Here is a 26,086-nt window from a genome sequence, read left to right on the forward strand (position 1 = left end):
GTTGATTTATCCTTTTACTGCGGAGGAAGTATCGTTCTCAACAAAGTATCGCTGGAAGAATATAAAAATCAGCAATACAGGAATGGTGGACAGGAAAGACCCCGCCAGAATCATGCCCCAATCGCCGGCTATGCCGTAGACGTTGCGTAAACTCAACAGACCCACGGGCAAGGTATAGCTCTCGGCCGGACTGGTGAGTACCACCAGGGGCCAAAAGAAATCGTTCCACGCCCCCTGAAAACCAAGGATGGTGACTGACGCCAACGCGGGTCGCGACAGCGGCAAAAATATGGTCGTCAGTATCGTGAATGGATTGGCACCATCAACGATCGCCGCCTCCTCGATCTCCCGGGGGATGCCCTCGAAGAACTGTTTCATAATCAGAACCTGCGCCGAAGCCACCACGGCGGTAATCACCGCCCAGGGGGTATTGAGCAAGCCAATATCCCGAAACACCAGATAGTTGGAGATAAACAGCACCTGCCCGGGCACCATCATACTGAACAACATGGTGTAAAAAATCAGGCGGCTGCCGGGGAACTGGAATCGGGCCAGGGCATAGCCCCCCAGGCAGGCAATGATCAACGTCAGCACCACCTTAAACACCGCAATAAAAAAGCTGTTGAAGGTCCAGCTCATAAACAGGCTGTCACCGGTCGTCAGGCTCCTGGCGTCATCGATCACCCGCACATAGTTGCCAAATACATAGGTCAACAGACCCGGTACCACGTTCCGCCAGCTGGCAACGCGCCCCCGGCGTTCGATGCGGCTGGCCGGTAAGGTGCTCTCGATCAACACCTGTCCTTTGGGCACCTCAATCACCATCGGCACTTGATCGAACGGCGTTGCGCCTCGGTGATGGAGGGTAAAGCGCCAGGTTCGACTCACGCCCTGTCGCGGTGTGACTTTGGTGCCGGAGACCTCGTCATATAGAACCTGAGCGTTCTCCCTCAGCAGTTGCAGTGATCCCACCGCAACCTGAGCTGACACCTCGGGCGCACTCGGCTGCGCTATGCTGCTGCGACGTTTGGGAATTTTCACCACTGGCTCAACCAACTGCTCCAAGCTCTGATTGGCGTAGGTCACCTCAAAAACCACCTCACGACCGGGTGCAAGCCCACCAAACCAGGCATCGTCTGCCCCGGCATTACCCAAACTCCAGGCGCCTTTCCAGCTGCTCGGTTGCAGCTGGTTGATGGACAACTCTGTGGGATTGGTGAGCGCATCCTCCTTAAGGCTGGCGACAAAGGCGACACAAAAAACGCCCAGTGTCACTGTCGCCAAGACCAACAGAAACAAATAAAGCCAGGCCATGCGAGCCAAAAAGCGACGGGTGTCTGCCTGCCCCAGTGCATTGAGTGCCCCGGCTACTTTCTCATTAACCATTGGCCTTCTCCCTCACACCCATCAACTTTTGCAGATACACCACGGCGAGGGTAATGGCCGCCAGGATCAAAGCGGAAGCACTGGCAATACCCACATGGGGTTGACCTCCCGGTGGGAACGCACTGTGATACACGTAGTAAGCCAGTGTGACACGGGACTCCAGCGGTGCCGCCTCCCCCATCAACGCCACCTGATCAAACATCTGCAGGGTACCGATCACACCAAAGGTCACCACCACATAGGTCACGGGTGCCAACTGCGGCACGGTAATGTGCAGGAACTGCCGCCAGCGACTGGCACCGTCAATGGTGGCCGCTTCGTAGAGATCCTTGGGAATGCCCTGCACCCCGGCCAGAAATAACAACATAAAGGTCGGTACCGTGGTAAAAATATTCTGTAACACAATGGCCCACATGGTGCGCGGCAGCGGACCAAAGTATTCCTGGGTACCCAGCCAATTGACGGACACTACCGCTTCCTCGGCGGTAGTGAACTCACTGCCGCTCAGCCCCCAGCACAGCAGCAATGATAAAAATCCGCTGAGCAACAACAGCGCAGGATCAAACCAGTTTACCGCTCGGCCCCGCAGCGCATAGATGGCCACCAGGGCTATCCACCAAAAGATAAAACCGGCGATAAGAATCCAGAGTGATCGACGATGACTGACCAGATCGCTCAAAAAACCGTTCAGGAACCCATTGTTCTGATAAAACCAGATAAATACCAACGTCACCGCTGCACTGGAAAGAATACTTGGCACATAAAACGCCACCCTGAAAAACTGCTTGCCAAAAAAGTTTCCACCAATGACGACCGCCAATCCCAGGGCCAGCAGGGTTTGCAATGAGGTTACAATCACAGCAAACAACACTGTGTTAAAAAACGCAGTCACAAACAGTTTGTCTTTGAGGATACCGAGAAAGTTTTCCAGCCCGACAAACTCCGGCTCATTAAACAGGTTGTAATCGGTAAAGCTGTAGACCAGGGCGCGTATCAGGGCATAGACGAAAAATACCAGCAGAGTCACCAGAAACGGCGCCACCAGAATCAGCCCGTAGAAACTGCGATGCGATGAGGTTGCACTCATTGAAGACGCTCCTGGAATCTTTGATACATATCATCAAAACGTTGCTGCGCCACCTTAAGGGCAGCGTCAACCTCAACGCCCCCCACCAATACCGCGCTCAACGCTTCATTAATAGGGTCGGTCCAGGCGTCGCCATAGGCGCCAAAGCTGTAGGGACGCACATAACCCCGGTTGACGCCCGCGTATATGGCATTGGCCAACTGCGCCTCTGCGTCTCTGCCCGTCGCAGACTCAACCGCTTGCGCCATGGAGCGTCGACTGGGTAGGGCCAGGCCGGAAGCCAGAATCCAACGCTGTGCTTTTTCACTGGTCAGCAACTCCAATACGGATTGCGCCAGGCGCATATTCTTACTGTCGCGGTTGAGCCCCCAACCGACACTCAACAAAAGGTTGCCGGCACTGCCCGTAGCTGCATTCAGCGGCGTGGGCACGGCGCCATAGAGTAAATTGGGGGCCTTATCCCGCAGGTAACCGGCCAGCCAATTGCCTTCGATAGCGATGGCCGTGCGTTCCGTACCAAAGCAGCCACCGCTCCAGGAATGCCCCAACTCTGAAGCGAGTATGGCGATATTGTCGTGAAACAGGGAGATATAAAACCGAAAGGCCTGCTCGAATCGATCGTCCAGACGTGTCCTGCCGTCGGCACCTATGGGTTCCCATCCAGTGGACAACAACAGGGGTGAAAAGCCACCGGTATACCCCGCCTTGAGACAGGCACCGTATACCCCTTCATCGCCCAGTGCCACCACCACTTGACGCAGTTTTTCTTTGAGCGTACTCCAGGTGTCCTGGGCGTGCGGTATATCAACCCCCGCATCGACAAAGACATCGCGGTTGTAAACAACGGCGTAGGCATTAAAGTCCTTGGGCAGAGCAAAACTGGTTTTCTGCACCTCGAACGACTCCACCAGTACAGGCAGCATGGTGGCCTGCAGCTCGGCGGCCGACTGTGGTTGCAGTTTTCCCGAGCCCGCCAACACGTCCACACTATTCACATCCACGTAAAAAATATCCGGAGCCGTTCCTGAGGACAGCGAGTTCATCAGATATTGTCCGAAGTTGGATTCGATGGGCAGATACTCCACCTCGACATTCAACGCGCGCAAATCTTCGCGCAGCACCTCCGACAGGAGCCCGTGGATTATGGCCTTATCGGTACCCCCCCAGCCCGCCAGGGTCAGCTTTTGCGCCGCTGCTGCGGTCACTGTACACACCATCAGTAGAGTGAGCGTCAGTGCTTTTAAGAGGGTCAGCTTCAAGTTGGCTCTCCGGGTTAAATAGGGTGTTTTGTTGCCAGCTAAAAAAGGGAACGCCAGTGCCATCCTTAGATCTGGCGTCTTGTGCATAGTGAGGTTCAGAACCGGTAGCCCACACCAAGAACCACATTACGCCCCTGCACCGAACGGCCAAAGAAGCCATCGGAGCCAATGTCACCGCCTGTCAATGAAGTATTGGTACTGCCACCTTCGATCTTAACGATGGCGTCTTCATCCAACAGGTTGTGCACATTGAGCCTTGCATACCAATCGCCCGAGCGACTTTCGAAGTTCACACCGGCGTCCCATTTAGTGTAAGCCTCAAAGAAGCGGCTGTTGTCATCATTGACCGGTGCTTCACCGACATGACGGGCCTTGGCATTCAAATAGAATACGCCCCAGTCCTGAACCTCCAGGTCGTATTCAACACCGAGGTTAAACAGCACTTCGGGCTGATTGGCGATCTGCTTGCCATCGATAGCGGTAAGACCACCGAGTGCTGCATTCAGTTGTTCTTGAGTGATACCTGACCCGGGTGCCAGGCTGGCGGCACCGCCACTGGCAAACTCCGGCTTCTGATAAGTACCGCTCAGCGTCAACCGCAGATTCTCAGAGATATCCAAAGTACCTTCCAATTCGATGCCCCTGGATTCCCGATCGGTTCGAATACGAGCGATAGCGTCCTCGCCCTCTATGTTGATACCGCGATCCTGTTCGTCGCCTTCCTGAGTCATATCGAACAGGTTGACCGCCAATTGCAGGTTATCAATATCGAGTCGCGCACCCAGCTCCAGAGTTTCCGTCGCGGTGGCGCCATTTCTGGCCGGCAGGTAGCCCTCAGTAAAACGGGCATAAACGCCGATATTTTCCGTTACAAGGTAATTGGCACCCAGACTCCAGCTGGTTTCCTTGGTGGTGTAATCAAAGTCTGTGAGATAGGGACCGGGCACAAAGCGCTGGATGCTGGTGGTCGCAGGAGAAACGCTGCCCGCTTCCGGCAAAGGGGTTTGATCAGGGCCGTCACCGTAGAAGTTGGTGGTGGGGGCAAACTCCCGCTTGGCTGAAAAGTCATCGTAACGCACGCCCATATCCACACGCAGATCACCGGTGTGAATCTCATAGGTTGCGTAATAAGCGCGAGCCTCAGTATCAATACGATCCTGATTCAGCCAATGGTTGTGAGTGACAAAGCCACCGTCAGTCAGTGTCACCTGCTCGCCGCCGGCATCAACCAAGTGAACATCCACACGGTCAGCCTGCTGCTGCAGATCGGTCAGGAACATCTGCTGACGGTTGGATTGCTCCCGTTCGGAGCTGAGATAGTAATAACCCAGAGACGCATAGTGAGCGACTTCTCCGGTTTCGAAAGTGATATTCAATTCCAGATCCTGCTGGAAACTGGTCTCGGGGTTGTGTTGATCAAAGGCCGCCAAAGGCATAAATATGCCGTTGCCGTTAGCCAGTGACGCCGCAGTGGAAAGAGCTTCGCCAACGTCGTAGCGACCATCGCCATTGGCGTCATTCAATGTGCCTTGGTCAAGAACTTTACCGCGAAGATTGGTAATGGAATAACCCACGGGGACAAAGCCGGCGGGCATGGCGTAGCTGTAGTTCACAAGCCCGGCACCCATGGTGTTGGCGTTCAACATATTCGGGACGAGGGTTTCCCCTGTCTGAAAGTCACCGCTAAAGGCAAAACCGGCGGAATAGTAACCGGCGAAATCAGACTTCACATCGGTATAGCGATTACGGGAAACCAGCTCCAGTTCAGCGCCACCTTCCAGCTTCCACTCTTTCTTGAATTCCGTACCCACGTAAGACATATCGGAGGCGTTACCGTCGGTCAGGTCCAGTTTGGACGGCACACCGGGAGCGCTGAATGTGGTGGACAGAGCAATATCCTCGCTCAAGATGCTGCCGGTGGTAATATCGGGGCCGCCTGGAAATTTCCGGGGGCTGTCGAGATCTCCGGTTACCGGCGTACCCAGATAGACGATATTGTTTTCCTGGAAGCGACGAGCCGAAACCTTGAGGTAGCCACTGTCGTCCGCGAGATGGTATTTGAGGCTGGCGTGAATGTTGTAGCCTTCATTGGCCGGGAAATCGACCTCGCGAATGCCGTCGTCCGTGGTGTAATAACCCGACAAGGCATAGGTCACTCTGTCACTGAGCGGGCCGCCAAAAAAGACTTCGGTGCGGCGCATGCCGAAGTCGGAAGTCTGGAAATACACATCGCCTTCATGCTCCTCCAGACTGCCTTCCTTGTACTTGAAGTTGACCACGGCGCCAATGGCGGCAGTGCGCAGGATAGGCGCATTACCCCCGCGTATGGTATCCACCCCAGCCATGGCAACCGTAGGTACGCGATAAAGGAAATCAGGGCCGTCGCGGGTAATGGGAATGCCATCTTCCTCAAACTCCAGAAACTGCGTGCCACCGGCACCAATTCCGCGGAAGCGAAAATCGTTATTGGTATTTCCCAAGGCGTTATTCACCTGCAGCGACGGGATATTGGTGAGGGCATCGGCGACACTTCGAGGCGCCTGCTTCAGCAGATCCTCTGAGGAAATGGTGGTAACGGGCACGGAGGTATCAATCAGACGCATTTCGCGATTGCCAACGGTCACCACAATTTCTTCCAGGGCGTATTCCAGATCATCGTCGTTGGCCACAGCAGATCCGGCCCCCAGAACACACATGGCCGCCACCAGTGGCTTAATCAGAAAACCATGTGTACGAGTGCCTGGAAGGGCTTTTCCGATCGCTGCATCAATATTTTGAAACGTTTTAAATTTAGAAATCATGAATATCGCCTCTCTATTCGGCGGCAGCCTTTTATTCAGTTATAGCTTAGTTTGCCGATGGGTTGGTTGTTATTGTTGCTTTAAATCGAATTTGAAACGTTTTAAATTCGATAGAGAAACGATACGCCCTCCAGTAATGTTCTGTCAAGACCAAACTAGGGAAACTTTGATATCGGGCCCAGTGGATGATTTTTGGCCCCTTACACGGGAATCGAGGTGGACCCCCGAACCACCAACCTCGGTGGTAACAGCAAACCCTGCCCCGGGTTTTCCCCCCGCAAAATTCGCGACAGGCGACCGACCAGCTCACTGGCGACATCAGCCATGGGCTGATCCAAAGAGGTCAAGCCCGGTTCCACCAGCTCTCCGGCGGAGACATTGTCGAAGCCAACCACGGCCATCTCCTCACCCGGCACCAGATCCAGGCGGCGCAAGCCTGCCATCACCCCCAGCGCCAGGGTATCACTGACACAGGCCACCGCATCGACCCCGGAATCCAGCAGCTGTCGGGTCAGGGAAATGCCAATCTCGTAACCGTCCAGAACCCGCAGGACGGTAGCATTGTCGATATCACGACCGGCTGCCAGCATCGCCTGCTGCCAGCCACGATAACGCTCATCGCCCGTCAGTGATCCCGCCGGCCAACCAATAAATGCCACGTTTTTCCGCCCCGATTCAATCAAATGCTCGGTGGCCAGTCGTAGCCCTTCGGCACCATCCACATCCACCCAAGCGGCACCGGGATATTCGTCGGCGCGCCCAAATGCGGCGAAGGGCACCTTGCGCTCCAGCAGATATTTCACCACCGGATCATGGTAATCAATTCCGGACAGGACGAATCCATCAACCCCGCCGCGAATCAACACCTCGCTGTAGGCCTCTTGTTCGGTCTGCCCGGGTCGCGGCGCAAACAACAGCACTTCCAGCCCAATGGCACCGGCATGTTCTACGATTTGGTGCAGAAAGGTATCGAGCGAGACATTCAAGCGCTTGCCATCGGGCATTCGATAGCCCAGCAACCCGGTCTGCCCGGCCGGTAGGCTGCGTGCCGCCCTGTTTGCCTGGTAGCCGAGCTTGTGGATGGCATCCTCGACCTTGCTCCGGGTCGAATCCGTAACATTGGGGTGGCCATTGACCACGTTGGAAACTGTAGCGATGGAGACACCGGCCAATTTGCTGACATCTTTGATGGTCGGTCGAGCCATAAAATGGAGGAAACCTGTGTAATAGGAGGTAATCCAGCATGAACTTAAAACGTTTTAAGCCATAGTTCAAGCTATAGCTCAACCAGAGCTCTTGCCGACTTACCGGCTTTGTAACTGCGGGAATAGCCAACCAACGACCATTTAGCTGTTGTTTTAGGCGCCAGGAGCGCTTTGAAGATATTTGATTCCCCATGAACTTCCATTATCATCACGGTAACTTAGCTTCATTTCAGTATATTTGGGGGTGGATTGAGGTGAAAAAGAAAAGCAAAGTCATGTATGGCATCTCACGGATTGACGATGACAGTCATAATACGCACGCCTGGCGAGTGAGCCTGCGTAGAAACGGCAAGACACACGTCAAGAATTTTCCAGATAAAAAATGCGGCGGTAAACGCAAAGCTCTGAATCAAGCCAAAGAATACCGGGACGAGTTCATCGCCAGCAACCCGCCGATGACGCGGCAGGAATTCTCTTCCATAAAACGCAGAAACAACACATCCGGTGTAACCGGTGTCTGCCGATTCGCGACCAAGACCTATTTGGCGGATGGGACTGAGCGCCTCTATTGGTCCTGGGAGGCCAGTTGGCCAACGACACGCGGAGAGAGTGAAAGCGTCAGGTTTTCTGAAAAGAAATATGGGGCACAGGAAGCGTTTGAGAAAGCCGTTGAGGCCCGCGAAAAGGGAATCAAGAAGCTCACCGGCGTTTTCTGGGCCGCTGAGCGTGGTGAGCTGGCCTAGTGGCCTGTCCCACGGGATTCTATAGCGCGACCCACCAGTAACAATTCCCTGAGTGATTCCGGCATGCTGTCAAACGCAGCATCCGGCATCACCCCCAAGGCGTCAGACAGCTTGGCAAAGAAACAGCGTGCACTGGCGCTGGCCGCGATATCAAATATCTCCGCATCGGAAAAACCCAAGCGCCGAAGTTCATCAATATCGCTTTGCTCTATAGCAGAAGAATCTGCAACGAGCTTGGTGGCGAAAACCATCATTGCCTGATCGGCGTCGTTTAAGGGATTGCTGTCATCGCCGGACACAATTGCCTGGAGTTCTGCGTCGCTGTAGTATTTTCGACGCAGCAGATCGCCGTGAGCCAGCGAACAGTAAGAATTCTTTAGTGCCAGTGCAGCGGCCAGCGTCACCAGCTCGAAGCGACGGTGCTCAATTGTCTCCTGAATACAGCTTTGCAACTCGGCCCAGGCCTGCATAAGCCTGGGCCGGTAGCAGTACACTTTGGCATAGTTGGGAAGGTAATCCCGCTGGCCTTGTAACTGCCGATACATGGCCTTCACTTCTTCTGCGGCCTGCTGATTGCCGAGTGTTTCGATAAAACTCATACCGCAACCTCCTATGTCAGGCACTCTGCCGTGGCTGCACCCACTGAGGCATCATTGCATTGAGATCGATGTTTGCATCCGCATTAAACGCAATACCATGACGCTGCAGGCGTTTAATCAAAGCACCACTCTCGTATTCTGCAAATAATTCACTGCTGCCGCCCACACATTCTCCGGCGATAAAAATCTGTGGAATAGTCGGCTGTCCGGTGATATTCAGCAGAACCGGCCGCACCTTGCCGCCCATATCATTATCTTGGTAGGCAACGGAATCCAGATCCGCGCTGTGGTAGTCCAGTTGCATGGCCTGAAACAGTTTGCGCACGGCCCAACAGAACTCACACCACTCAAGAGCGAACATCACCACTGACTGTTGCTGCAACAGTTTTTCGACATGAGCCTGCGCCGCCCCATCGACTTCTGCCAACTCGCGACTACCGGCAACTTGGGGTGTGTCCAACGATACGAATTGATATCCGGGCGTCGACTGTGAGATAGCAATTTCTTCCTGGCTCATTTCCTCTTTGATATCCGCAAATAGCGGTGTGGAAAGATAGCGTTCTCCGGTGTCGGGTAACATACAGACAATGTTGGTACCGGCGTCTGAACGACGGGCAACCTGAAGGGCGGCCGCCAGGGTCGCTCCGCTGGTAATGCCGCAGAATATGCCTTCCTCTCGAGCCAAACGTTGAGACAGTTCAATGGATTCGCTTCCGGCCACCGGAACAATTTCATCCACATGCTCACCGCTTATCGCATCCTCAGTCAACTTGGATATAAAGTCCGGGCTCCAGCCTTGCATCAAATGCGGTCGAAAGTTAGGGTGGCTGGCGCTGGGGCTGCCGTCCTCCGCTCGCGGTTGTGCAATACCACTGGCAAGCACGGGGGCGTTATCTGGCTCAGCCACGACGATTTTTGTCACCGGGCTTTCGGACTTCAGGGTACGCGAAACGCCCTTTAATGTGCCGCCCGTGCCGGAGCCCGTTACCCAATAGTCGAGCCGCTCTCCGGCGAAATCCGCGAGAATTTCCCGCGCCGTGGTGCGGCTGTGTACATCCGCGTTGACCTCATTTTCAAACTGGCGGCATAGATAATAACCATGGGTTTGTGCCAGTTCGCTTGCCTTGTTGAGCATACCGGTGCCCTTTTCCGCCGCTGGGGTAAGCACCACCTTGGCGCCGAGGAAACGCAATAATTTGCGGCGTTCAACGCTAAAATTTTCAGCCATGGTTACCACTAGCGGATAGCCTTTTTGGGCGCACACCATCGCCAGGCCGATACCTGTATTGCCGCTGGTCGCCTCAATCACAGTCATACCGGGTTTCAGCTCACCGCTCTGCTCTGCCTGCTCAATCACCGCTCTCGCCATGCGGTCTTTTACAGAACCCATTGGGTTAAATGCCTCTATCTTGACATATAAGTTCACGCCCTCGGGCGCCAGTTTGTTTAACCGCACCAGAGGGGTATTGCCTATTGTCTCGAGAATATTGTTATATCTGGCCATCGTGGTCTCCTCGGAAATGTTGCAACGTCGTAAGTTCGCAAGGTCATGCTGAGACGCTGTCGCGTGATTTATCGTGGTAGCGAGCGTGTTATTTCACCGGGCAGCGTGTTTTTTTGCGTGATTGCGGTGACATTCGCAAGTCGACTGGAGTATTTCTATACTGGAAGGTGATCCCAACACCTCCCATCAACCAACAATAGCTGTTAACCACAGGGTTAGCGAATAATGCTCGAGCTCAAGTTATTAGGTGATATGAGGGTAATTCGTGACGGCGTCTCGGTAGAGCTGCCGCCATCGAAGAAGACCCGCGCACTGCTGGCCTATCTGGCCCTGAGCAGACGCCCCTACCGAAGGGAACAACTCTGTGAACTGTTGTGGGAAATCCCCGACGATCCCAGAGGATCTCTGCGCTGGAGCTTGTCCAAAATCCGCCGCCTGGTGGACGAGCCCGAAACGCCCCGCGTTGTTGCCGACCGCACTCAGGTGGCGTTTGAACCCCACGGCATGACACTGGATGTCAATGCACTGCTGGAGCTGGCCGAGGGTGACCCCGGCAGCATAGACACCTCCCGCCTGGAAGAAGCCGTGCGCCTCTATCGCGGCGACTTCCTCGAAGGTCTCGAGCTGCCCAATTTCCACGGCTTTTACAGCTGGTGTGTGGCGCAACGGGAAACCGTTGTGCGGGCCCAGGCCGGCGTGTTGCAGACACTGATGGACAGATTTGAACAGGACCCCACCCGATGTCTCGAATATGCCTGTCAGCTGGTGTCTTTGGTGCCCTACGATGACAGAGCCAGAGCCCGCTATATTGAGCTGCTAAAGACACAGGGACGCATGCAGGAGGCCGAGCAACAGTACACGATCGGTCGCAGAATGCAGGCCGAAGCCGGCACTGAAGATCACGGATTGCTGCTGCGCGCCTGGCGCGGAAGCCCCATGGCGGGTATCAACCCTGAACACCGGCAACCTGCCTCTCCCCAGCCTTTGCCACCGCCACAACCTGTCAATACCACTCCCACCGAGCTGCTGGGTCGCGATGAGGAGTTGGCCTGGCTCACCGGTGCTTTGCACCAGTGTTCCGCACAGAGGCAGACAAGGTTAATGCTGATCGAGGGCGACGCCGGCATGGGCAAAACCAGCCTGCTGAATCGATTCACGCACGATGCCGCCCAACGCGGTACCCGCATACTCCGAGCCGATGCCTTCGAGGCGGAGTTGATTCGACCGTTTGCACTTTGGCAGGATGCCCTCAGAGACCAGCCCGAAATGGCTCAGAACGGTTTGTTCAATACCGAATCCAGGCTGGAGCGGGAGCAGCTGTTTACCCGCTTCGGTGAAGTTGTGGGCGATCTCGCCAGCCAACAGCCTTTGGTGATCGTGTTTGATGATGTGCAATGGTGCGATGAATCCAGTGCAGCCCTGCTCCACTACGTGGTCCGAACTCACCGTCACAAGCCACTGCTACTGGTTCTGGCCGCAAGACAGGCGGAATTGCGCGATAACGGACCCATGTTGCAGACTCTCAGTGGTCTGAGACATGACGAAGTGCTCGATGAAAAACAGCTCCGTCCCCTGCCCCAACCAATACTGAAGGCGTTGATTCACCAGCAATCCGCTGACGTCGACAGCGACAGTTTAAGTGAAACCTGTGCCGGAAATCCTCTGCTGGCGATAGAGTTGGCCCGCGCCGAAACCCGCAAAGAGGACGATGAGTCACTCAGCGACATGCTTCACCGACGTCTGTTTCGACTGGATGCCGACGTCATTGATATCCTGCGCTGGGCTGCGGTGCTGGCGCCTGTGATCAATATTACCGCCCTTGGCCGAGTAACCAATTTGGAGCGATACCAACTGGACCTGGCGCTGGAGGTCGGACAGCAACAGGGCATTCTGACGCAGACTTCGCAGGGCTGCCGCTTCAGCCATGATCTGGTGGCGCAGTCCATCTACACCAGTATCGCGCCAGGTCGACGGCAAATCATGCACCGGCGCGTGGCCGAACTGCTGGAGGCGGAAACCGCACAGGACCTGACGCTGGCAGCAGAATTGTCCCGCCACGCTGCACGCAGCGGCGAATCTGCGCTTGCGGCCCGGGCCATGGTCAAGGCCGGGCAGCTGTGCCTTCGCTTTTACGCCAACGAAGATGCCACCAGTATTGCCAACAAGGGCCTGCAGTTTGCCGCTGAACTGCCGGACTGCGAACGCATCTGCCTGACGTTGGAGCTGGCCAATATCAAGGCATCTGCAACACCCACGGAGAACTGGCAGGAAACGGCGGATGAGTATGTGGAACTGGCCGAGCAGGCACTGGACTTCGGAGCGGTGTCCCACGCTCGTCTTGGCTATCAAATGGCGAGTTTTCTGCGCTGGCTGCACGGCAGTTGGAGCCAGGCAAAACATGAAATTATGCAGGCCGAACGCATTACCCGTGCCGGGGATAATCAGGATCATGTCAACGGCATGGCGGAAGCGGCAAAGTGCCTGGCGATGCTGGAGCGGGATTTACCCCAAGCTGACGCGTTGCTGATGGAGGCCCAGGCCGTCGCGGCACGCCATAATATTCACGCCGCTGCCATTCCCGCAGGACAGGGTATGTTGCGATATTTTGAATCCCACTTTGAAGAAGCGGAAGAACTGCTGCAGCAAGCCCGGGCGCAATTCAAATCCATTGGGGATCGCTTTAACGAATACCAGTCCAACGAATATCTGCTCATGATCGCCATCGAACAGGGCGATTTTGAACTGGCGGCGAGTCGCTGCCCCGCTCTTCTGCGAATTGGAGAAAAGCTGTGCGAAGGCAGCGAAGCTCCCTATGCGAGGGCTGCTGCCGCTCTCTGTGCCTATGCCGAAGGGGATGATCGGGCCTTTGATGAACTGCAAGCGCATCTGGCGGAATTGAGACAGGTCGATGCCAAGCAGCGATTGGCTTACCTGTTGAATCGAACGGCGTCCGTTGAGCTGCAGCGCGGTCAATGGCAACCCGCCCAAAGTCACGCGGCAGAAGCCCTGGCCTGCGCCGAGTGCCTGCAACGCCAGTCTGAGATGCTGCTGGCGCGGGTAAACCTGGCGCGGGCCTGTGAAATGGGGGGCGATTCCGAACACTTCACTGAACACTGTCAGGCCCTGTCAACACTGCACCAACAGACCGGCGCCAGTTGGGCCCGCGAGTATGCCAGCCCCTTGCTGGCTGGCCCATAGACAGGAATTCCCCATGAGCACGATTCTGCTGATTCGAGAGTTTGACCAAGGCATTGATCGCAAAGGAGTAAAGGCCATGGCCATGAGCTCCGGAGAATGTTTCGGGCTGTACAACATCGACTGGAAGGAGAGCTTTCTGTCCGATGGCGGTCGGCGCATGGTCTGCCACTTTGAGGCTCCCGACGCCGAGGCGGTGCGCACGGCGCTCTCGGTCAACCAGCAGACCTATGAAAGCGTCTGGCCTGCCACCGAGCACCTGGGGCCAGACAACGGCGACGGCAATGTGTTGGTAGAACGATACTTCGACAGCCCCACCACGGTGGAAACGCTGCAGGCGCTCGAAGACAAGGGAGCCTGGTGCCTGGAGGCTCACGGCGTGGTATTTGTCCGCACCCTGTTTTCCAGAGATCAAAAAAAAATGTTCTGCCTGTATCGCGCCGCCGATGCTGAATCTGTTCGTCTGGCCCAACGCCAGGCCGGTATGCCTGTCACCCGTGTCTGGTCTTACGATCACCTGACACCTGCACAATTGTTTGCCGTTTAGAAAAACCACGGGCGTTTCCACGGTACATTCCACGATCCACACGCATTCTGATCCTGCGGGCCAAAGCAAGGCTGTTGAGTCAGCCCCGGCCCACATCGCTATTGCCAGATTTAAATACAGCCAGGAGCCAGATGATGAATATACAAACCCGCATTGCCAATAATGGTGTTAACGTTAAAGCCCTGTTGGAAGCCCGCGAAGCCCTGACCGAAGCGCCGGAAGCCGCCCGCTTCCAGTGGCGAGCCCGTTGCGACTGGGTCAACGGTACCCACAGCCACGCCAGGGTGGAACGTTTTTTTGGTCTTGGAGAGGAGCAACAGCACAAGCAATGCTTTGCCTACGACTGCGACCACCCCGAGCTGTTTGCCGCCGAGGACAAAGGCGCTACCCCGGTGGAATACCTGTTGGTGGGCCTGGCCGGCTGCCTGACGGCGGGCATTGCCTCAGTGGCCCAGAATCGCAATATCCAGCTGAGATCCGTTCAAGCGACGCTGGAAGGCGATATGGATCTGCAGGGTATTCTCGGCATTGACACGGATGTTCGCAATGGATTCGACAACATCAGCGTGGTATTTGATATTGACGCCGACGCCTCCGAAGACGAAATCAAAGCGCTGGTAGCTCAATCGCAAAAACGCTCGGCGGTATTTGATGCTTTGGCAAATCCCACCCATATCCAGGTACAGGCGCGATGAACAGCCGGCCATCCAGCGGCGGCACCCGCACCGTCGCTACCGTCGTTATTGGCGCAGGCCAGGCGGGTCTGACCTGCAGTTATTACCTGCGCCTTCTCGGCGTCGACCATGTGGTGCTGGAACGGGGTGATGTCGGCAGCAGCTGGCGCCACCAGCGCTGGGACTCCATGCACCTGTTGACGCCCAACGGCTTAAACACGCTGCCGGGCATGGATGGCCCCGGCAGCGATCCAAACGGATTTATGCACAAGGACGTCTTTGCCCGCAAGCTGCTTGACTACAGTATGAGCATTAAGGCACCGGTGCTGACACAAACTGAAGTGCTTCAAGTCAGCGCCATGTCCCGAAATGGCGGACAACGCTTTCGCATCGACACCCGTCAGGGAACCTGGCTTTGCCGATCTCTGATTATTGCCAGCGGTGCGTTTAATCAGCCGCGGGTTCCCGTATTTGCCAAAACACTTCCGGATAGTATCCAGCAGGTGTCCGCACTGGAGTACCGCAATCCCGCCAGGTTAGCCGAGGGGCCAGTACTGGTGGTCGGTGCCTCGGCAACCGGACTGCAACTGGCCAATGAGATCCGCGACTCCGGTCGCGAGGTATCACTGGCGGTGGGAGAGCATGTGCGCCTGCCACGGCGCTACCGGGGCAGGGATATCTTTGAATGGATGGACCGCTACGGCATTCTGTCGCGAACACTGGAAGAGGCCGACGATATCAATCGTGTCAGAAATCTCCCCTCTCCCCAATTGATAGGCGGCGTACAGGATCTGGACCTGAATGTGCTGACCGACAAAGGCATTCAACTCCATGGCCGCTTAATGGGATGCCAGCAAGGAAAACTGCAGTTTTCCGGATCGCTGAACAATGTATGCGAACTTGCCGACTTAAAAATGCGTCGGCTGTTGAAGATCATCGACGAAGGCATTGATTCAGCCAATTTGGACGCTCCTCCCAGCGCTCCCATTGCAGCAACCCAAGTACCTGCTCGGCCGGAGTTACTGAAGAGCGCTTCTGAGTTTCGGACGCTTGTCTGGGCCACCGGCTTTAAACCCGATTACTCCTGGCTGCAACTGCCCGTGCTGGATGCCAAGGGACGGCTCAAGCACCGGGAAGGAGTGGTCGACTGGCCAGGGGTGTATGTGATGGGGTTACCCTATATGCGTCAACATAAATCCAGTTTTATTTGTGGTGTGGCGCAGGATGCGAGAGCAGTTGTCGCGCATTTGGTGGGGGAGATGTCGGAGCCGGTAAGCAGGTCGGCGGCGGGCATCCGGTGTTTGAGTTTGACTCTTTAAAGAAGCAAAGATTGGATCCAACTGGGAGCTAATTTAAATCATATTCCCAAAGCGAATAACCTCCCGCATCCAGGAAAGACGAATCTGAGCGCGACACCGCCGGCATGCGCTCTGCGATTTCAGAAACCACATCCAAAGGAGAGGTTCGAAAAACCAAATTTAGATCGACATCCGAGTTGATCGTTTTAAGCTTCCAGTTCCCATCGGCCGATGGATCGAATCCGCCATAACCCGTGGCACTTGACTGAGAGACGATATAGCGCCGCAAGATACCCCTGTTTTCGTCCGGGCCGGAAAAAGTCTCCCTGCTCTTCCCATCTATCATAGGGAATTTGCCTCCTCCAGATGCCCTGTAGTTATTCGTTACGATCAAGAAGTTTTTATGCGGGTCGATAGGTTCGCCGTTGAATCGCAAGTTTACGATACGTTCACTATCCTCATCGACAAGCTTCCCGTCCAAGTCGTAACGCGCTGGCTGAGTCACGTCGATTTCGTAACTCACGCCATCTATGATGTCGAAATTGTAGGCCGGATACAGTGGGTTCAAAAGAGGCTGGGGCTCGGAAGTCGTTGGATCAATTTGGTTAAATAACCCGGCAGAGCGCTCCAGCCACTCTTTCACGTCAGCGCCTGAAACTTTAATCATACGCACCATATTGGGGAAGGTGTATAAGCTGACGGTATCGAGTAGAGCAATATCTCCCGCTGCGATATTGATGTAATCCGCTGGCCCATTGCGACCCGCTCGAAAAGGAGCAGCTGCCGATAAAACGGGCAATCCATCAAGGTCCGTCCCCTGAATAAAACGTTTTCCCCATGCAATTTGAGCATCAGCAACCACCTGCACAGATGGATCGTCTTGAACCAGTGCGAAGAAACTATGGATAGGCCTGGAAATTCTTGCAAACGGTTCGTTAAGCCATTCAATCGTTGCTTGATGTTCAGTATCGATAGCCGCCAGAACTTCCGAGTCCGCCTCTGCCAAATCCTGGAATCCCACGTCCTGTGTAGCGGGAGAAGAAATAGCACGGACAGCAACCGTCGAATTGACGACTCCCCATTTTCCTTGGGCGTAGCTCAGTTGCATATCAATAATGCCGAGATGATTCCCGAAGAAGCCGGGCATCACCGCAGGAACGCCATTGAGTTTTCCATTGGTATTGTCCACTCCCATATGTTCTAAACCATCGTATTCAGGACTACCGGGAAAAACCCGATGACTATGCCCAAACAGTATGGCATCCACACCGGGGACTTTTGACAGATCAAGTGCGGTATCTTCAGCCAATTGCTCCGTAACCGCGGTGGTTATTCCGGAATGCGGAACCAGAATAACCAGGTCCGCTCCCTGTTTTTTCATCTCAGGTACGAACTTCCTTGCGGTCTCAAGAATATCCTTTGCAATAATCTTTCCTTGGAGCTTTTCTTTGTCCCACTGCATGATCTGTGGCGGTGTGAACCCAAGATAGCCGATTTTCACCGTATGTGTTTCGCCCGTCGAATCGATAACCAGCTTATTCTGGATCAGATAAGGGGTGTAACGATTTACGTCGTTTTTCGGATTACTGTCTCCATCATCATGGTAAACATTGGCATTGATATAGGGAAAGTTGGCGCCCGCGATAGACGCTTCCAGGAACTCCAATCCAAAATTAAACTCGTGGTTTCCAAGATTCCCAACATCATAATCAAGCAGATTCATCGCCTTGTAGGCAACATGGGTTTTGCCATTAAGTATTTCAGCCTTGCGCTTAAAGGCCTCATAGTCACCTAAAGGACTGTTTTGCAGCAGATCACCATTATCAACCAGAACGCTGTTTAGAGCCTCACTTCTGGCTTGCTTTATCAGCGTTGCCGTATTGGCAAACCCCACCGTTTCATCGACAGAGCGCGATAAGTAGTCATAGTTGGCGAAATACATGTGGATATCGGTAGTCTCTATTATCCGCAAACTCACCGTCACCGGGTTATTGGACTCCAATGTATGAACACTGAAGTCTTGGTGGGTACAACCAGACAAGCCGCTGAGCACCGCGATTATTGAGAAAAAATGAGGGATCTTCCTGAGATACATACGCAATATCGGCTCTTTTAAATAGACGAGCTATCTTCCCTTGGATCCTGGCAGCATACTGGATGCCCTTTCGTAACTCTACTTGTTCAGGGCTGGGGCAACCTGTAACTCCCTCCGATCAAGCCAGAACCTGATCAAAAGGCCGAATGTACCAAAAATCAGCATCAGAATTGCCAGTGAAAAAATCTCGATAACAGGAAGAAACGAAGCCAGAATACACACCAATGATGCTCCCAACATCTGAATGCAACCCTGCAAGGCCGCCGCTGTGCCCGCACAATCACCGAATGGTTCCAGAGACAGGCTGGCTGCTGCCCCCAGAATGAAAGCAAACCCACAGCAGGATATGGCCACAGGGAGCATAAAACTCGCCATTGAGGTTCCATAGTGATTCATCAAGAGAGGGATCAAGAATCCCGACACCAGCATTAATATGGAGCCAATCATGATACTCCCCCGGCGGCCTAGCGCCTGAATAATGAATGGCGCCACAAAACTGCTCGCCATCACCACCAGAGCATTGGCTCCAAAAATCAAGCCGAACTGGATACTGCTAAGACCCAATTGGACCATTAACACCTCCGGAGCGTAGAAGGCGTAGCTCAATACCACACTCATGGCCCCCATTGCGCAAATGGCATAGAGAGTAAACTGCTTGTTTCTCAAAATCTCAAGATAGGGTTTGAAACTGAACAGCTGGGAATGGCGGGTGCTGTCTGGCCGGGTTTCCGGCAAGCTCCTGAATAGAATCAATAGGACAACCGCGCTGAACAGCGCCAGAAAATAGAAATTGCTTCGCCAGCCCGCCCAAACTGTGAGTACACCACCCATCAAGGGGGCAAGCGCGGGTATCAGGTTCAAGGTACCGTTCAAATAGCTATAGATCCTGGCCCCTTCTTTTGGAGAATAGCGATCTCTGATAATCGTAAACGCAACGATGGAGGTGCAACTCGCCCCCAAGCCCTGGAGGATTCGAAACATGACCAATTGAATGGGATTCTCGACAGCAGCAATCACCAGAGATGCCGCCAGATAAACACAAATACCTGTGAGCGCCACTGGTCGGCGACCAAAGCGGTCGCTGAGCGGTCCTACCAGCAGCTGACCTATGCCAAGCGCCAGCACAAATAGGCTCAAACTCAATTGTATGGCGGTGGTGTCCGCGCTGAGTTCGTGCTGCATTTGGGGAATAGCAGGCAGGAAAATATCAATCCCAATGGGACTGAACAAGATAAGCAGAATTGAGCTTAAGAAGATCGATCTCAGTTTCATGATCCCGAATAAATAGTCCTTTGCCGATTCCTCTCTTGCAAACTGACTGGCAAAAATGCCCCACCCGAAGGTGGGGAGGGTCAGTAAAGGTGTTATCAGGTCGCACAACCAGGCACAGACCCAAGCTCGTGAAAGAGAAGAACGATGTAAATCGATGTTTAATCGATTAAACCTATGTCAGGTTATGCGAATAGAAAGCCGCTGTCAACATACTCTTGCAGGCGACTACAACCAATTCGTAATAACTCCCATGATTCTTCATTCATAAGTTAATTTAATCCATTTCGGAAACGTTATGGTTCTATTTTCGGGGGATGCAGCTTTACATTTGGCAGATGTCAAAATACTATGACCAAATGGTTTAATCGATTAAACATAATCTGCCAGTGAACCTGATGGAGAGAGCCCTATGACAACCAACAAACTGGAACAACTCAAGCAAATGACCGTAGTGGTCGCAGATACGGGTGATATCGACGCCATCCGCGAATTTGCACCCGTTGATGCCACCACTAATCCTTCTCTACTGTTCAAGGCCGCCCAACTACCCCGCTATCAGTCTGTTGTGCGAGGTGTCGTAGATTGGAGTAAGACGCAGGGTGGAGACATCAATACGCAGCTAATCAACTGCAGCGATCGACTCGCGGTCGATATAGGCGCCGAGATCCTCAAAATCATTCCCGGTACCATATCGACGGAAGTTGATGCCAGGGCCTCTTTTGATACCCAGGCCACGCTCAAAAAGGCTTACCGACTTATTGAACTCTATGAGCAGTCCGGCATCTCCAGCGACCGGATCCTGATCAAAATTGCGTCCACCTGGGAAGGAATCCGAGCCGCCGAATTGCTCGAACGTGAGGGAATACGCTGCAATCTGACCCTGCTATTCAGTCTGCAGCAGGCCATGGCCTGCGCCGATGCGGGTATCTATCTGATTTCTCCGTTTGTCGGGCGAATTCTTGACTGGTACAAGGCAGACACCGGCCGAGACCACTACCCTGCTGCTGAAGATCCAGGTGTTGTCTCGGTGAAAGAGATCTTTAATTACTACAAAGCACATGCATACGACACCATTGTGATGGGTGCCAGCTTCCGCAACTGCGAAGAAATCGAGCAATTGGCCGGTTGTGATCGGTTAACCATCAGCCCCCAACTGCTGGAGCAGCTAAAGCAGGACAACGCCCCCCTCATAAGGAAGCTCGATCCGGCGCGCGCCGAGGCGGCGACGGCAAAGATTAGTCTTCAAGAGAATCTATTCCGCTGGTCGCTGAACGAAAACCCCATGGCGACTGAAAAACTGGCTGAAGGCATTCGCAACTTTGCCGCCGATCAACGCAAGCTGGAAACCCTGTTACAGCAGTTCTGGCGCTAGCACACCACGACTGACACCCCCGTTTATTCAAGAGGATTCTGACATGCCCAGCCAAGAACAACTTGCCAATGCCATTCGAGTGTTAAGTATGGATGCTGTGCAGCGGGCCGGAAGCGGTCATCCCGGTGCTCCCATGGGGATGGCCGACATCGCAGAGGTGCTGTGGAACCAATATCTGGTGCATAACCCCACGAACCCGCAATGGGTCAATAGAGATCGTTTCGTGTTATCCAATGGGCATGGCTCTATGCTGCTCTACTCGCTGCTGCACCTTAGCGGTTACGACCTTTCCATCGAAGACATCAAAAGCTTCCGGCAGCTGCATTCCAAAACCCCGGGGCACCCTGAATTCGGTTACACCCCCGGGGTTGATACCACCACCGGACCACTGGGACAAGGTATCGCCAATGCTGTCGGCATGGCTCTGGCGGAAAAGACGCTTGCCGGTCAATTTAACCGGCCCGATTTTGATGTTGTCGATCATTATACCTACGCATTTCTTGGGGACGGCTGCCTGATGGAGGGTATCTCCCACGAGGTCTGCTCGCTGGCAGGCACGCTCAAGCTTGGCAAGCTCATCGCCTTTTATGACGACAACGGCATTTCCATTGACGGGGAAGTTGAGGGCTGGTTTACCGATGATACCGCACAGCGTTTTAACTCCTACCATTGGCAGGTTATCGACAATGTTGACGGGCATAACCCCGACGCGATCGCCAATGCCATCGAACAGGCACGGCTCAATACCGGTCAACCGACGTTAATTTGCTGCCGGACCGTGATCGGTAAAGGCTCGCCCAATAAACAGGGATCCGAAGCCTGTCACGGAGCGCCTCTGGGAGAGACAGAAATCGAAGCCACCCGGCAGGCGCTGGATTGGCCGCACAAGCCGTTTTCCATACCGGAGGAGGTATACAACCACTGGGATGCCAGGAAACGGGGGGAAGACGCTGAAAAGAAATGGCAGAACCAGATCGAAGCCTATCGACAGCAATACCCGGAACTGCATGCCGAATTTACGCGCCGTGTTAACGGAGAGTTGCCTCAATCCTTCACGGAAAGCGCCCTGAACTATATTCGAGATTTACAAAACGAGGGGGCGTCCATTGCCAGCCGCAAGGCATCGCAGAACTGCCTCAACACCTTCGCTCCCCTGTTGCCGGAACTGCTCGGTGGTTCGGCCGACCTGGCGGGTTCCAACCTGACCCTCTGGAATGGATGCCAGGCGATTACCGACACCGACGCTGCCGGCAACTATGTGCACTATGGTGTGCGGGAATTTGGCATGACTGCGATGATGAACGGCGTTGCCCTCCACGGCGGATTTATCCCCTACGGGGCGACTTTTTTAACCTTTATGGATTATGCCCGCAACGCCGTGCGCATGGCAGCACTGATGAAACAGCGCAGTATCTTTGTCTTCACGCACGACTCTATTGGCCTGGGAGAGGATGGTCCTACCCACCAGCCGGTGGAACATTTGGCTAATCTCAGAAGTACGCCAAACATGGAGACCTGGCGCCCATGCGATACTGTGGAATCCGCCGTCGCCTGGCAGCAAGCCATTTTAAGAGGCAATGGTCCCAGCTCCCTGATTTTCTCCCGCCAGGCGCTGGCGCACCAGTCTCGCTCTGAACAACAGCTGCTCAATATTCAACGGGGCGGATATGTGTTGAGCGATTCCACTTTAACCCCCCAAGCCATACTGATTGCGACCGGTTCCGAAGTGGAAATCGCCATCACTGCGGCCCATAAGCTCTGCGAACGCGGTATCCGCACTCGCGTGGTTTCCATGCCCTGCACCGAACGTTTTGACGCTCAGCCCAAAGCTTATCGCGACTCTGTGTTGCCTGATAACGTTCGTGTTCGTATCGCGATTGAAGCCGCACACGCTGATTTTTGGCATAAGTATGTTGGTCTGGATGGCGACACGGTCGCAATGCGAAGCTTTGGCGAGTCAGCACCTGCTACACTGCTTTATGAACACTTAGGTATTACCGTGGATAACGTGGTAGATAAGGTGATGACTCAAATGGCGCGCGGGGAGTAGTCCATGAAGCAAATTGCAACCTTCGCGTTGGTGGTGTTGGTTTTTTGCTGTGATCTCGCTCTCATGAGGGCTATGGCCGCACCGCCTAATATTATCGTGGTTATGGCCGACGACCATGGCCAATGGGCGCTCGGGGCCTATGGCCTCTCGGCCATGCAAACCCCCAATTTGGACTGGATGGCAGAACGGGGCGTTATGTTCCGCAACGCCATGTCCCCCTCCCCCGTGTGCTCGCCGGCACGCGCCAGCTTTTACACAGGTAAAATGCCTTCACAACACGGTGTTCACGATTTTTTGCAGGAGGACGCCAAATACGATCACAATTGGCTGGCGGGTGAAACGCTTCTCTCTGAACATCTGCAAAAGGAAGGATATCGCACTGCATTGATCGGTAAATGGCACGCCACCACCGATAGCTCCATTCCTCAGGCCGGCTTCGATAAGTGGCTGAGTTACGATGCCCTAAAGGCGGGGTGGCGTAATCAGTATCTCCATAGAGGAACCGTCAAGTTTTCGGAGGACGGCAACCCGACTCAATACACGGGTGTTCAGGCGCGTTTTTTAACGCAACAGGCTGTGGACTTTATTGACCAGTCGTCTTCAAAGCCATTCTTTATCAGTCTGAATCTGGTTGAGCCGCACGCCCCTTTTGCGGGCCTGCCCGAACGTCTGGTTGATCACTACCGCCCCATTGCTGGCAAAATCATACGAGCGGGCAACTCGTCAGATCTACCCAACCTAAATAAACACACTCTGGTTCCTGATGAACATGAGGAACAGCTGGCACAGTACCTGGCAGCCGTGTCGTTGATCGATGAACAGGTTGGAACAGTATTGGATGCTTTGGAAGGCCGGGACTTACTTGACAATACGCTGCTTATCTACACCTCAGATCACGGTATGTTAATGGGGCAATATGGTCTGTATGGCAAAGCCAATGCCTCCTACCCACCCAATTTTTACGAAGAAACCATTCGCATCCCTCTGATTTTCTTTGGCTCCGAACAACTACTGAGAGGGCATCAGAGCCGCGGGGAACTGGTGGATCTTATTGATCTTCATACCACTATCCGGGATATTGCCAGTGGCGGTAAACATCCCAAATCTGACTACGGCCCGGGCCGTTCCCTGCGTCCTCTGCTGAACGGAGAGCGGACTTTGGATTGGAGGCGGTTTCAGGTATCGGAACGAGGCAATGCCCGCATGATCACCGACGGACACTGGAAGCTGGTGCGCTATTATTCCGAGGATTCAACCTCTCAACCTGACGACCGCTGGTATGATCTTTCTCATCCATTTGCAGAGCGCCATCGTTCGCCCACGCCCAGAGACCAAGTGCGAGAGCTACTGAGCTCGAAATTGGTTCAATTTTTCGAACGCTATGAGGTCAAGGGGAAAAGTGGCCGTCATTTCTGGTCACAACCTTTCCCCAATGCGAAAACCGAAAAATTAATGAAGTAGAAAACCCACTGTAGCAGCGCGCTCTGAGCGCGACCGGTCGCCCTCGGAGCGGGCTGCTACAGGGAATGATTTCAATTGGCTAGAGTCTGAGCCATGCGAGCCTAAGCTTAGAACGCCAGACTTTGTTCAAATCGCAGAAATCGCTCTTCCAGCTGCCGTTGAAGACGAGCTTTTTCACTAGGGCTGATGAATTTTTTGCAGACACGACTTTCCATCTGTTTACAGGCCTCTACGCGCTGAAAATGTCGAGGCTCTGTAAACAGACTCTCTCCCGGCAAAAAACTGTACTCCAATGCATTTCTGGACAGGCTTTTCAGCGTCGCGTAACTGATATTGTAGGTTTCTACCGCTTTCTGGTATTCGTGGGTCAGATCTATTCTGCTGACGCCTTCATCGTCCGTCGATAACGACATGGGCACGCCGGCGTTCAGGTAGCTTAAGAAGGGATGCCTTTTTCCCTGAACACCTAATATGATCTCGTTGCTGGTCAAATTGATTTCAACCAGTATTCCCTGGTTTTTCATGGTCTCCAGCAGAACGGGGTAGTCGTGTTCGAACCCAACACTGACGCCATGACCAATGCGACGCGCACCAGCCTTATGTACCGCTTTGCTGATATGATCCTTAAGTGCTTCTGGAGGCACTAACCCGAGATCCAACTCACCCGCGTGAAGTGTCCTTGGGATTGGAGTGGAAAACTGATTTGCCATATCCTGGAGCAGTTGCATTTGCCAATCATAATCCTGTAGCGCGATTCTACTGTCCTCGGGAGCAACAAGGTTGACCCCGACATAGCGGGAATCCCGTGCAACCAAACTGAATGCGATCGCCGCCTGAGAGATCAAAGCCGTCCTGGGGAATACCCGAATCATGGCGGGAAGGTATCGAATCTCAACCGAACAGCCTGGTTTTGGCGATTTCGTTTGACACTGCAGAATATCCCGCATTTTTGCTTCCGCCCGGTCAGTCAGTGAGATGACCTGCCCTGCTATCTCGTCGATTTCCTTTCCATCAACCAGCGTTTTCAGGTCATCATCAGTGTATTGGTGGGAAACACCGTGCCGCAGCGATGATGCTTCAAAAATGCCAAACACAACAATCAATTCAAGATAGTGTGTGTTCTGCCTGGCCGCTCTATTGGCAACCTCCGCCAGCATCTCACCTTCCCTCCCCGGAATGGCCTTGGAGAACTTCCTGAATGTGGAGAAAAACTGATCGTGACCTGAGATAGATCCAAACTCTATGTTGCGAACGGACATAGCGTCGACCGCACCTTGATAGATCTGTTCATTTGAAAAGATGCTACTGACAGGAACATTGCCAGCATTTTCATCACAGGGGGACGTCGAAATAGAGAATGTACTCATATCGATACATCTCCCGTCTTCCGCTGCCCACCTCAGGTAGCTTTCTGCGTAGATCGATCCGTCCAAATGGTTGTGCAGATCCCCGCCCTTAGGGAAACGATATAAGAAATGACGAAGACTTATTGGATCTTTCTTTATCTTTTCGAAGTACGCGGAAACGGATGCTTCCAT

At 54.0% G+C, this 26,086-nt stretch carries 18 protein-coding genes and 1 pseudogene; 8 read left to right on the forward strand and 11 right to left on the reverse strand.

The features are described from left to right. Positions 1–6: 6 nt before the first annotated feature. The 5 genes from HBA55_RS22420 to HBA55_RS22440 all read right to left on the reverse strand — a co-directional run bounded on the left by HBA55_RS22420 (position 7) and on the right by HBA55_RS22440 (position 7,738). A complete protein-coding gene (locus HBA55_RS22420; protein ID WP_166996046.1) occupies positions 7–1,386 on the reverse strand; it encodes a carbohydrate ABC transporter permease in 1,380 nt (459 codons plus the stop codon). Further along, a complete protein-coding gene (locus tag HBA55_RS22425; protein WP_166996047.1) occupies positions 1,379–2,473 on the reverse strand; it encodes a carbohydrate ABC transporter permease in 1,095 nt (364 codons plus the stop codon). Before HBA55_RS22425 ends, HBA55_RS22420 begins: the two co-directional genes overlap by 8 nt. After that, the gene (locus HBA55_RS22430) at positions 2,470–3,732 is read right to left on the reverse strand and encodes an extracellular solute-binding protein (RefSeq protein WP_166996048.1); all 1,263 of its coding nucleotides are present in this window, start codon (positions 3,730–3,732) and stop codon (positions 2,470–2,472) included. Before HBA55_RS22430 ends, HBA55_RS22425 begins: the two co-directional genes overlap by 4 nt. Positions 3,733–3,827: 95 nt before the next feature. Beyond that, entirely contained in the window at positions 3,828–6,533 is a 2,706-nt protein-coding gene (locus HBA55_RS22435; protein WP_166996049.1) for a TonB-dependent receptor domain-containing protein, read from the reverse strand. 200 nt (positions 6,534–6,733) lie between these two features. Continuing rightward, complete coding sequence (locus HBA55_RS22440) at positions 6,734–7,738, reverse strand: LacI family DNA-binding transcriptional regulator (RefSeq protein WP_166996050.1); 1,005 nt, start codon at positions 7,736–7,738, stop codon at positions 6,734–6,736. 191 nt (positions 7,739–7,929) lie between these two features. Here HBA55_RS22440 and HBA55_RS22445 point away from each other — a divergent pair, with 191 nt between their 5' ends. Beyond that, complete coding sequence (locus HBA55_RS22445) at positions 7,930–8,481, forward strand: AP2 domain-containing protein (RefSeq protein ID WP_166996051.1); 552 nt, start codon at positions 7,930–7,932, stop codon at positions 8,479–8,481. Here HBA55_RS22445 and HBA55_RS22450 read toward each other — a convergent pair. The 3 genes and pseudogenes from HBA55_RS22450 to cysK form a co-directional block, all read right to left on the reverse strand. Further along, positions 8,478–9,080, reverse strand: coding sequence for a carboxymuconolactone decarboxylase family protein (locus HBA55_RS22450; RefSeq protein ID WP_166996052.1), 603 nt, complete (start codon positions 9,078–9,080; stop codon positions 8,478–8,480). The genes HBA55_RS22445 and HBA55_RS22450 overlap by 4 nt on opposite strands. Positions 9,081–9,096: 16 nt before the next feature. Then, positions 9,097–9,441, reverse strand: coding sequence for a glutaredoxin domain-containing protein (locus tag HBA55_RS37520; protein WP_240946231.1), 345 nt, complete (start codon positions 9,439–9,441; stop codon positions 9,097–9,099). A gap of 108 nt (positions 9,442–9,549) precedes the next feature. Further along, positions 9,550–10,584, reverse strand: a pseudogene (gene cysK, locus HBA55_RS22455) (cysteine synthase A); the annotation flags it as partial. Between the two features lie 252 nt (positions 10,585–10,836). Between cysK and HBA55_RS22460 the strand changes: the two are divergent. From HBA55_RS22460 to HBA55_RS22475, 4 genes are all read left to right on the forward strand, one after another. Further along, entirely contained in the window at positions 10,837–13,782 is a 2,946-nt protein-coding gene (locus tag HBA55_RS22460; RefSeq protein ID WP_166996054.1) for an ATP-binding protein, read from the forward strand. Between the two features lie 13 nt (positions 13,783–13,795). Further along, complete coding sequence (locus HBA55_RS22465) at positions 13,796–14,326, forward strand: DUF4242 domain-containing protein (protein WP_166996055.1); 531 nt, start codon at positions 13,796–13,798, stop codon at positions 14,324–14,326. 131 nt (positions 14,327–14,457) lie between these two features. Further along, positions 14,458–15,021, forward strand: coding sequence for an OsmC family protein (locus HBA55_RS22470; protein WP_206019922.1), 564 nt, complete (start codon positions 14,458–14,460; stop codon positions 15,019–15,021). Further along, positions 15,018–16,319: a flavin-containing monooxygenase gene (locus HBA55_RS22475; RefSeq protein ID WP_166996056.1), complete on the forward strand. Its 1,302-nt coding sequence runs from the start codon at positions 15,018–15,020 to the stop codon at positions 16,317–16,319. The genes HBA55_RS22470 and HBA55_RS22475 overlap by 4 nt, the downstream gene beginning before the upstream one ends. A 28-nt stretch (positions 16,320–16,347) precedes the next feature. On the opposite strand, the gene HBA55_RS22480 is transcribed toward HBA55_RS22475, so the two are convergent. Together HBA55_RS22480 and HBA55_RS22485 are read right to left on the reverse strand one after the other, a co-directional pair. Beyond that, entirely contained in the window at positions 16,348–18,393 is a 2,046-nt protein-coding gene (locus tag HBA55_RS22480; RefSeq protein WP_166996057.1) for a bifunctional 2',3'-cyclic-nucleotide 2'-phosphodiesterase/3'-nucleotidase, read from the reverse strand. A gap of 78 nt (positions 18,394–18,471) precedes the next feature. Next, positions 18,472–19,665: a multidrug effflux MFS transporter gene (locus HBA55_RS22485; RefSeq protein WP_166996058.1), complete on the reverse strand. Its 1,194-nt coding sequence runs from the start codon at positions 19,663–19,665 to the stop codon at positions 18,472–18,474. A 409-nt stretch (positions 19,666–20,074) separates the two neighbouring features. Between HBA55_RS22485 and tal the strand changes: the two genes are divergently transcribed. From tal to HBA55_RS22500, 3 genes are read left to right on the forward strand one after another with little or no spacing between them, the layout of a single operon-like run. Next, on the forward strand, positions 20,075–21,037 hold the full coding sequence (gene tal / locus HBA55_RS22490; RefSeq protein WP_166996059.1) for a transaldolase: 963 nt from the start codon (positions 20,075–20,077) through the stop codon (positions 21,035–21,037). 43 nt (positions 21,038–21,080) lie between these two features. Next, positions 21,081–23,087 (forward strand): transketolase, encoded by a 2,007-nt coding sequence (gene tkt / locus HBA55_RS22495; RefSeq protein ID WP_166996060.1) that lies wholly within the window; start codon positions 21,081–21,083, stop codon positions 23,085–23,087. A gap of 3 nt (positions 23,088–23,090) precedes the next feature. Continuing rightward, positions 23,091–24,548 carry a sulfatase family protein gene (locus HBA55_RS22500; protein ID WP_166996061.1) on the forward strand — a complete coding sequence of 486 codons (1,458 nt, stop codon included), beginning with the start codon at positions 23,091–23,093 and terminating at the stop codon, positions 24,546–24,548. Between the two features lie 107 nt (positions 24,549–24,655). Here HBA55_RS22500 and HBA55_RS22505 read toward each other — a convergent pair whose 3' ends face one another. Continuing rightward, positions 24,656–25,915, reverse strand: a complete 1,260-nt coding sequence (locus HBA55_RS22505; protein ID WP_166996062.1) for an amidohydrolase family protein — start codon at positions 25,913–25,915, stop codon at positions 24,656–24,658. Positions 25,916–26,086: the final 171 nt, after the last annotated feature.

This window comes from Pseudomaricurvus alkylphenolicus, from assembly GCF_011683955.1.
Lineage (GTDB): Bacteria > Pseudomonadota > Gammaproteobacteria > Pseudomonadales > Cellvibrionaceae > Pseudomaricurvus > Pseudomaricurvus alkylphenolicus.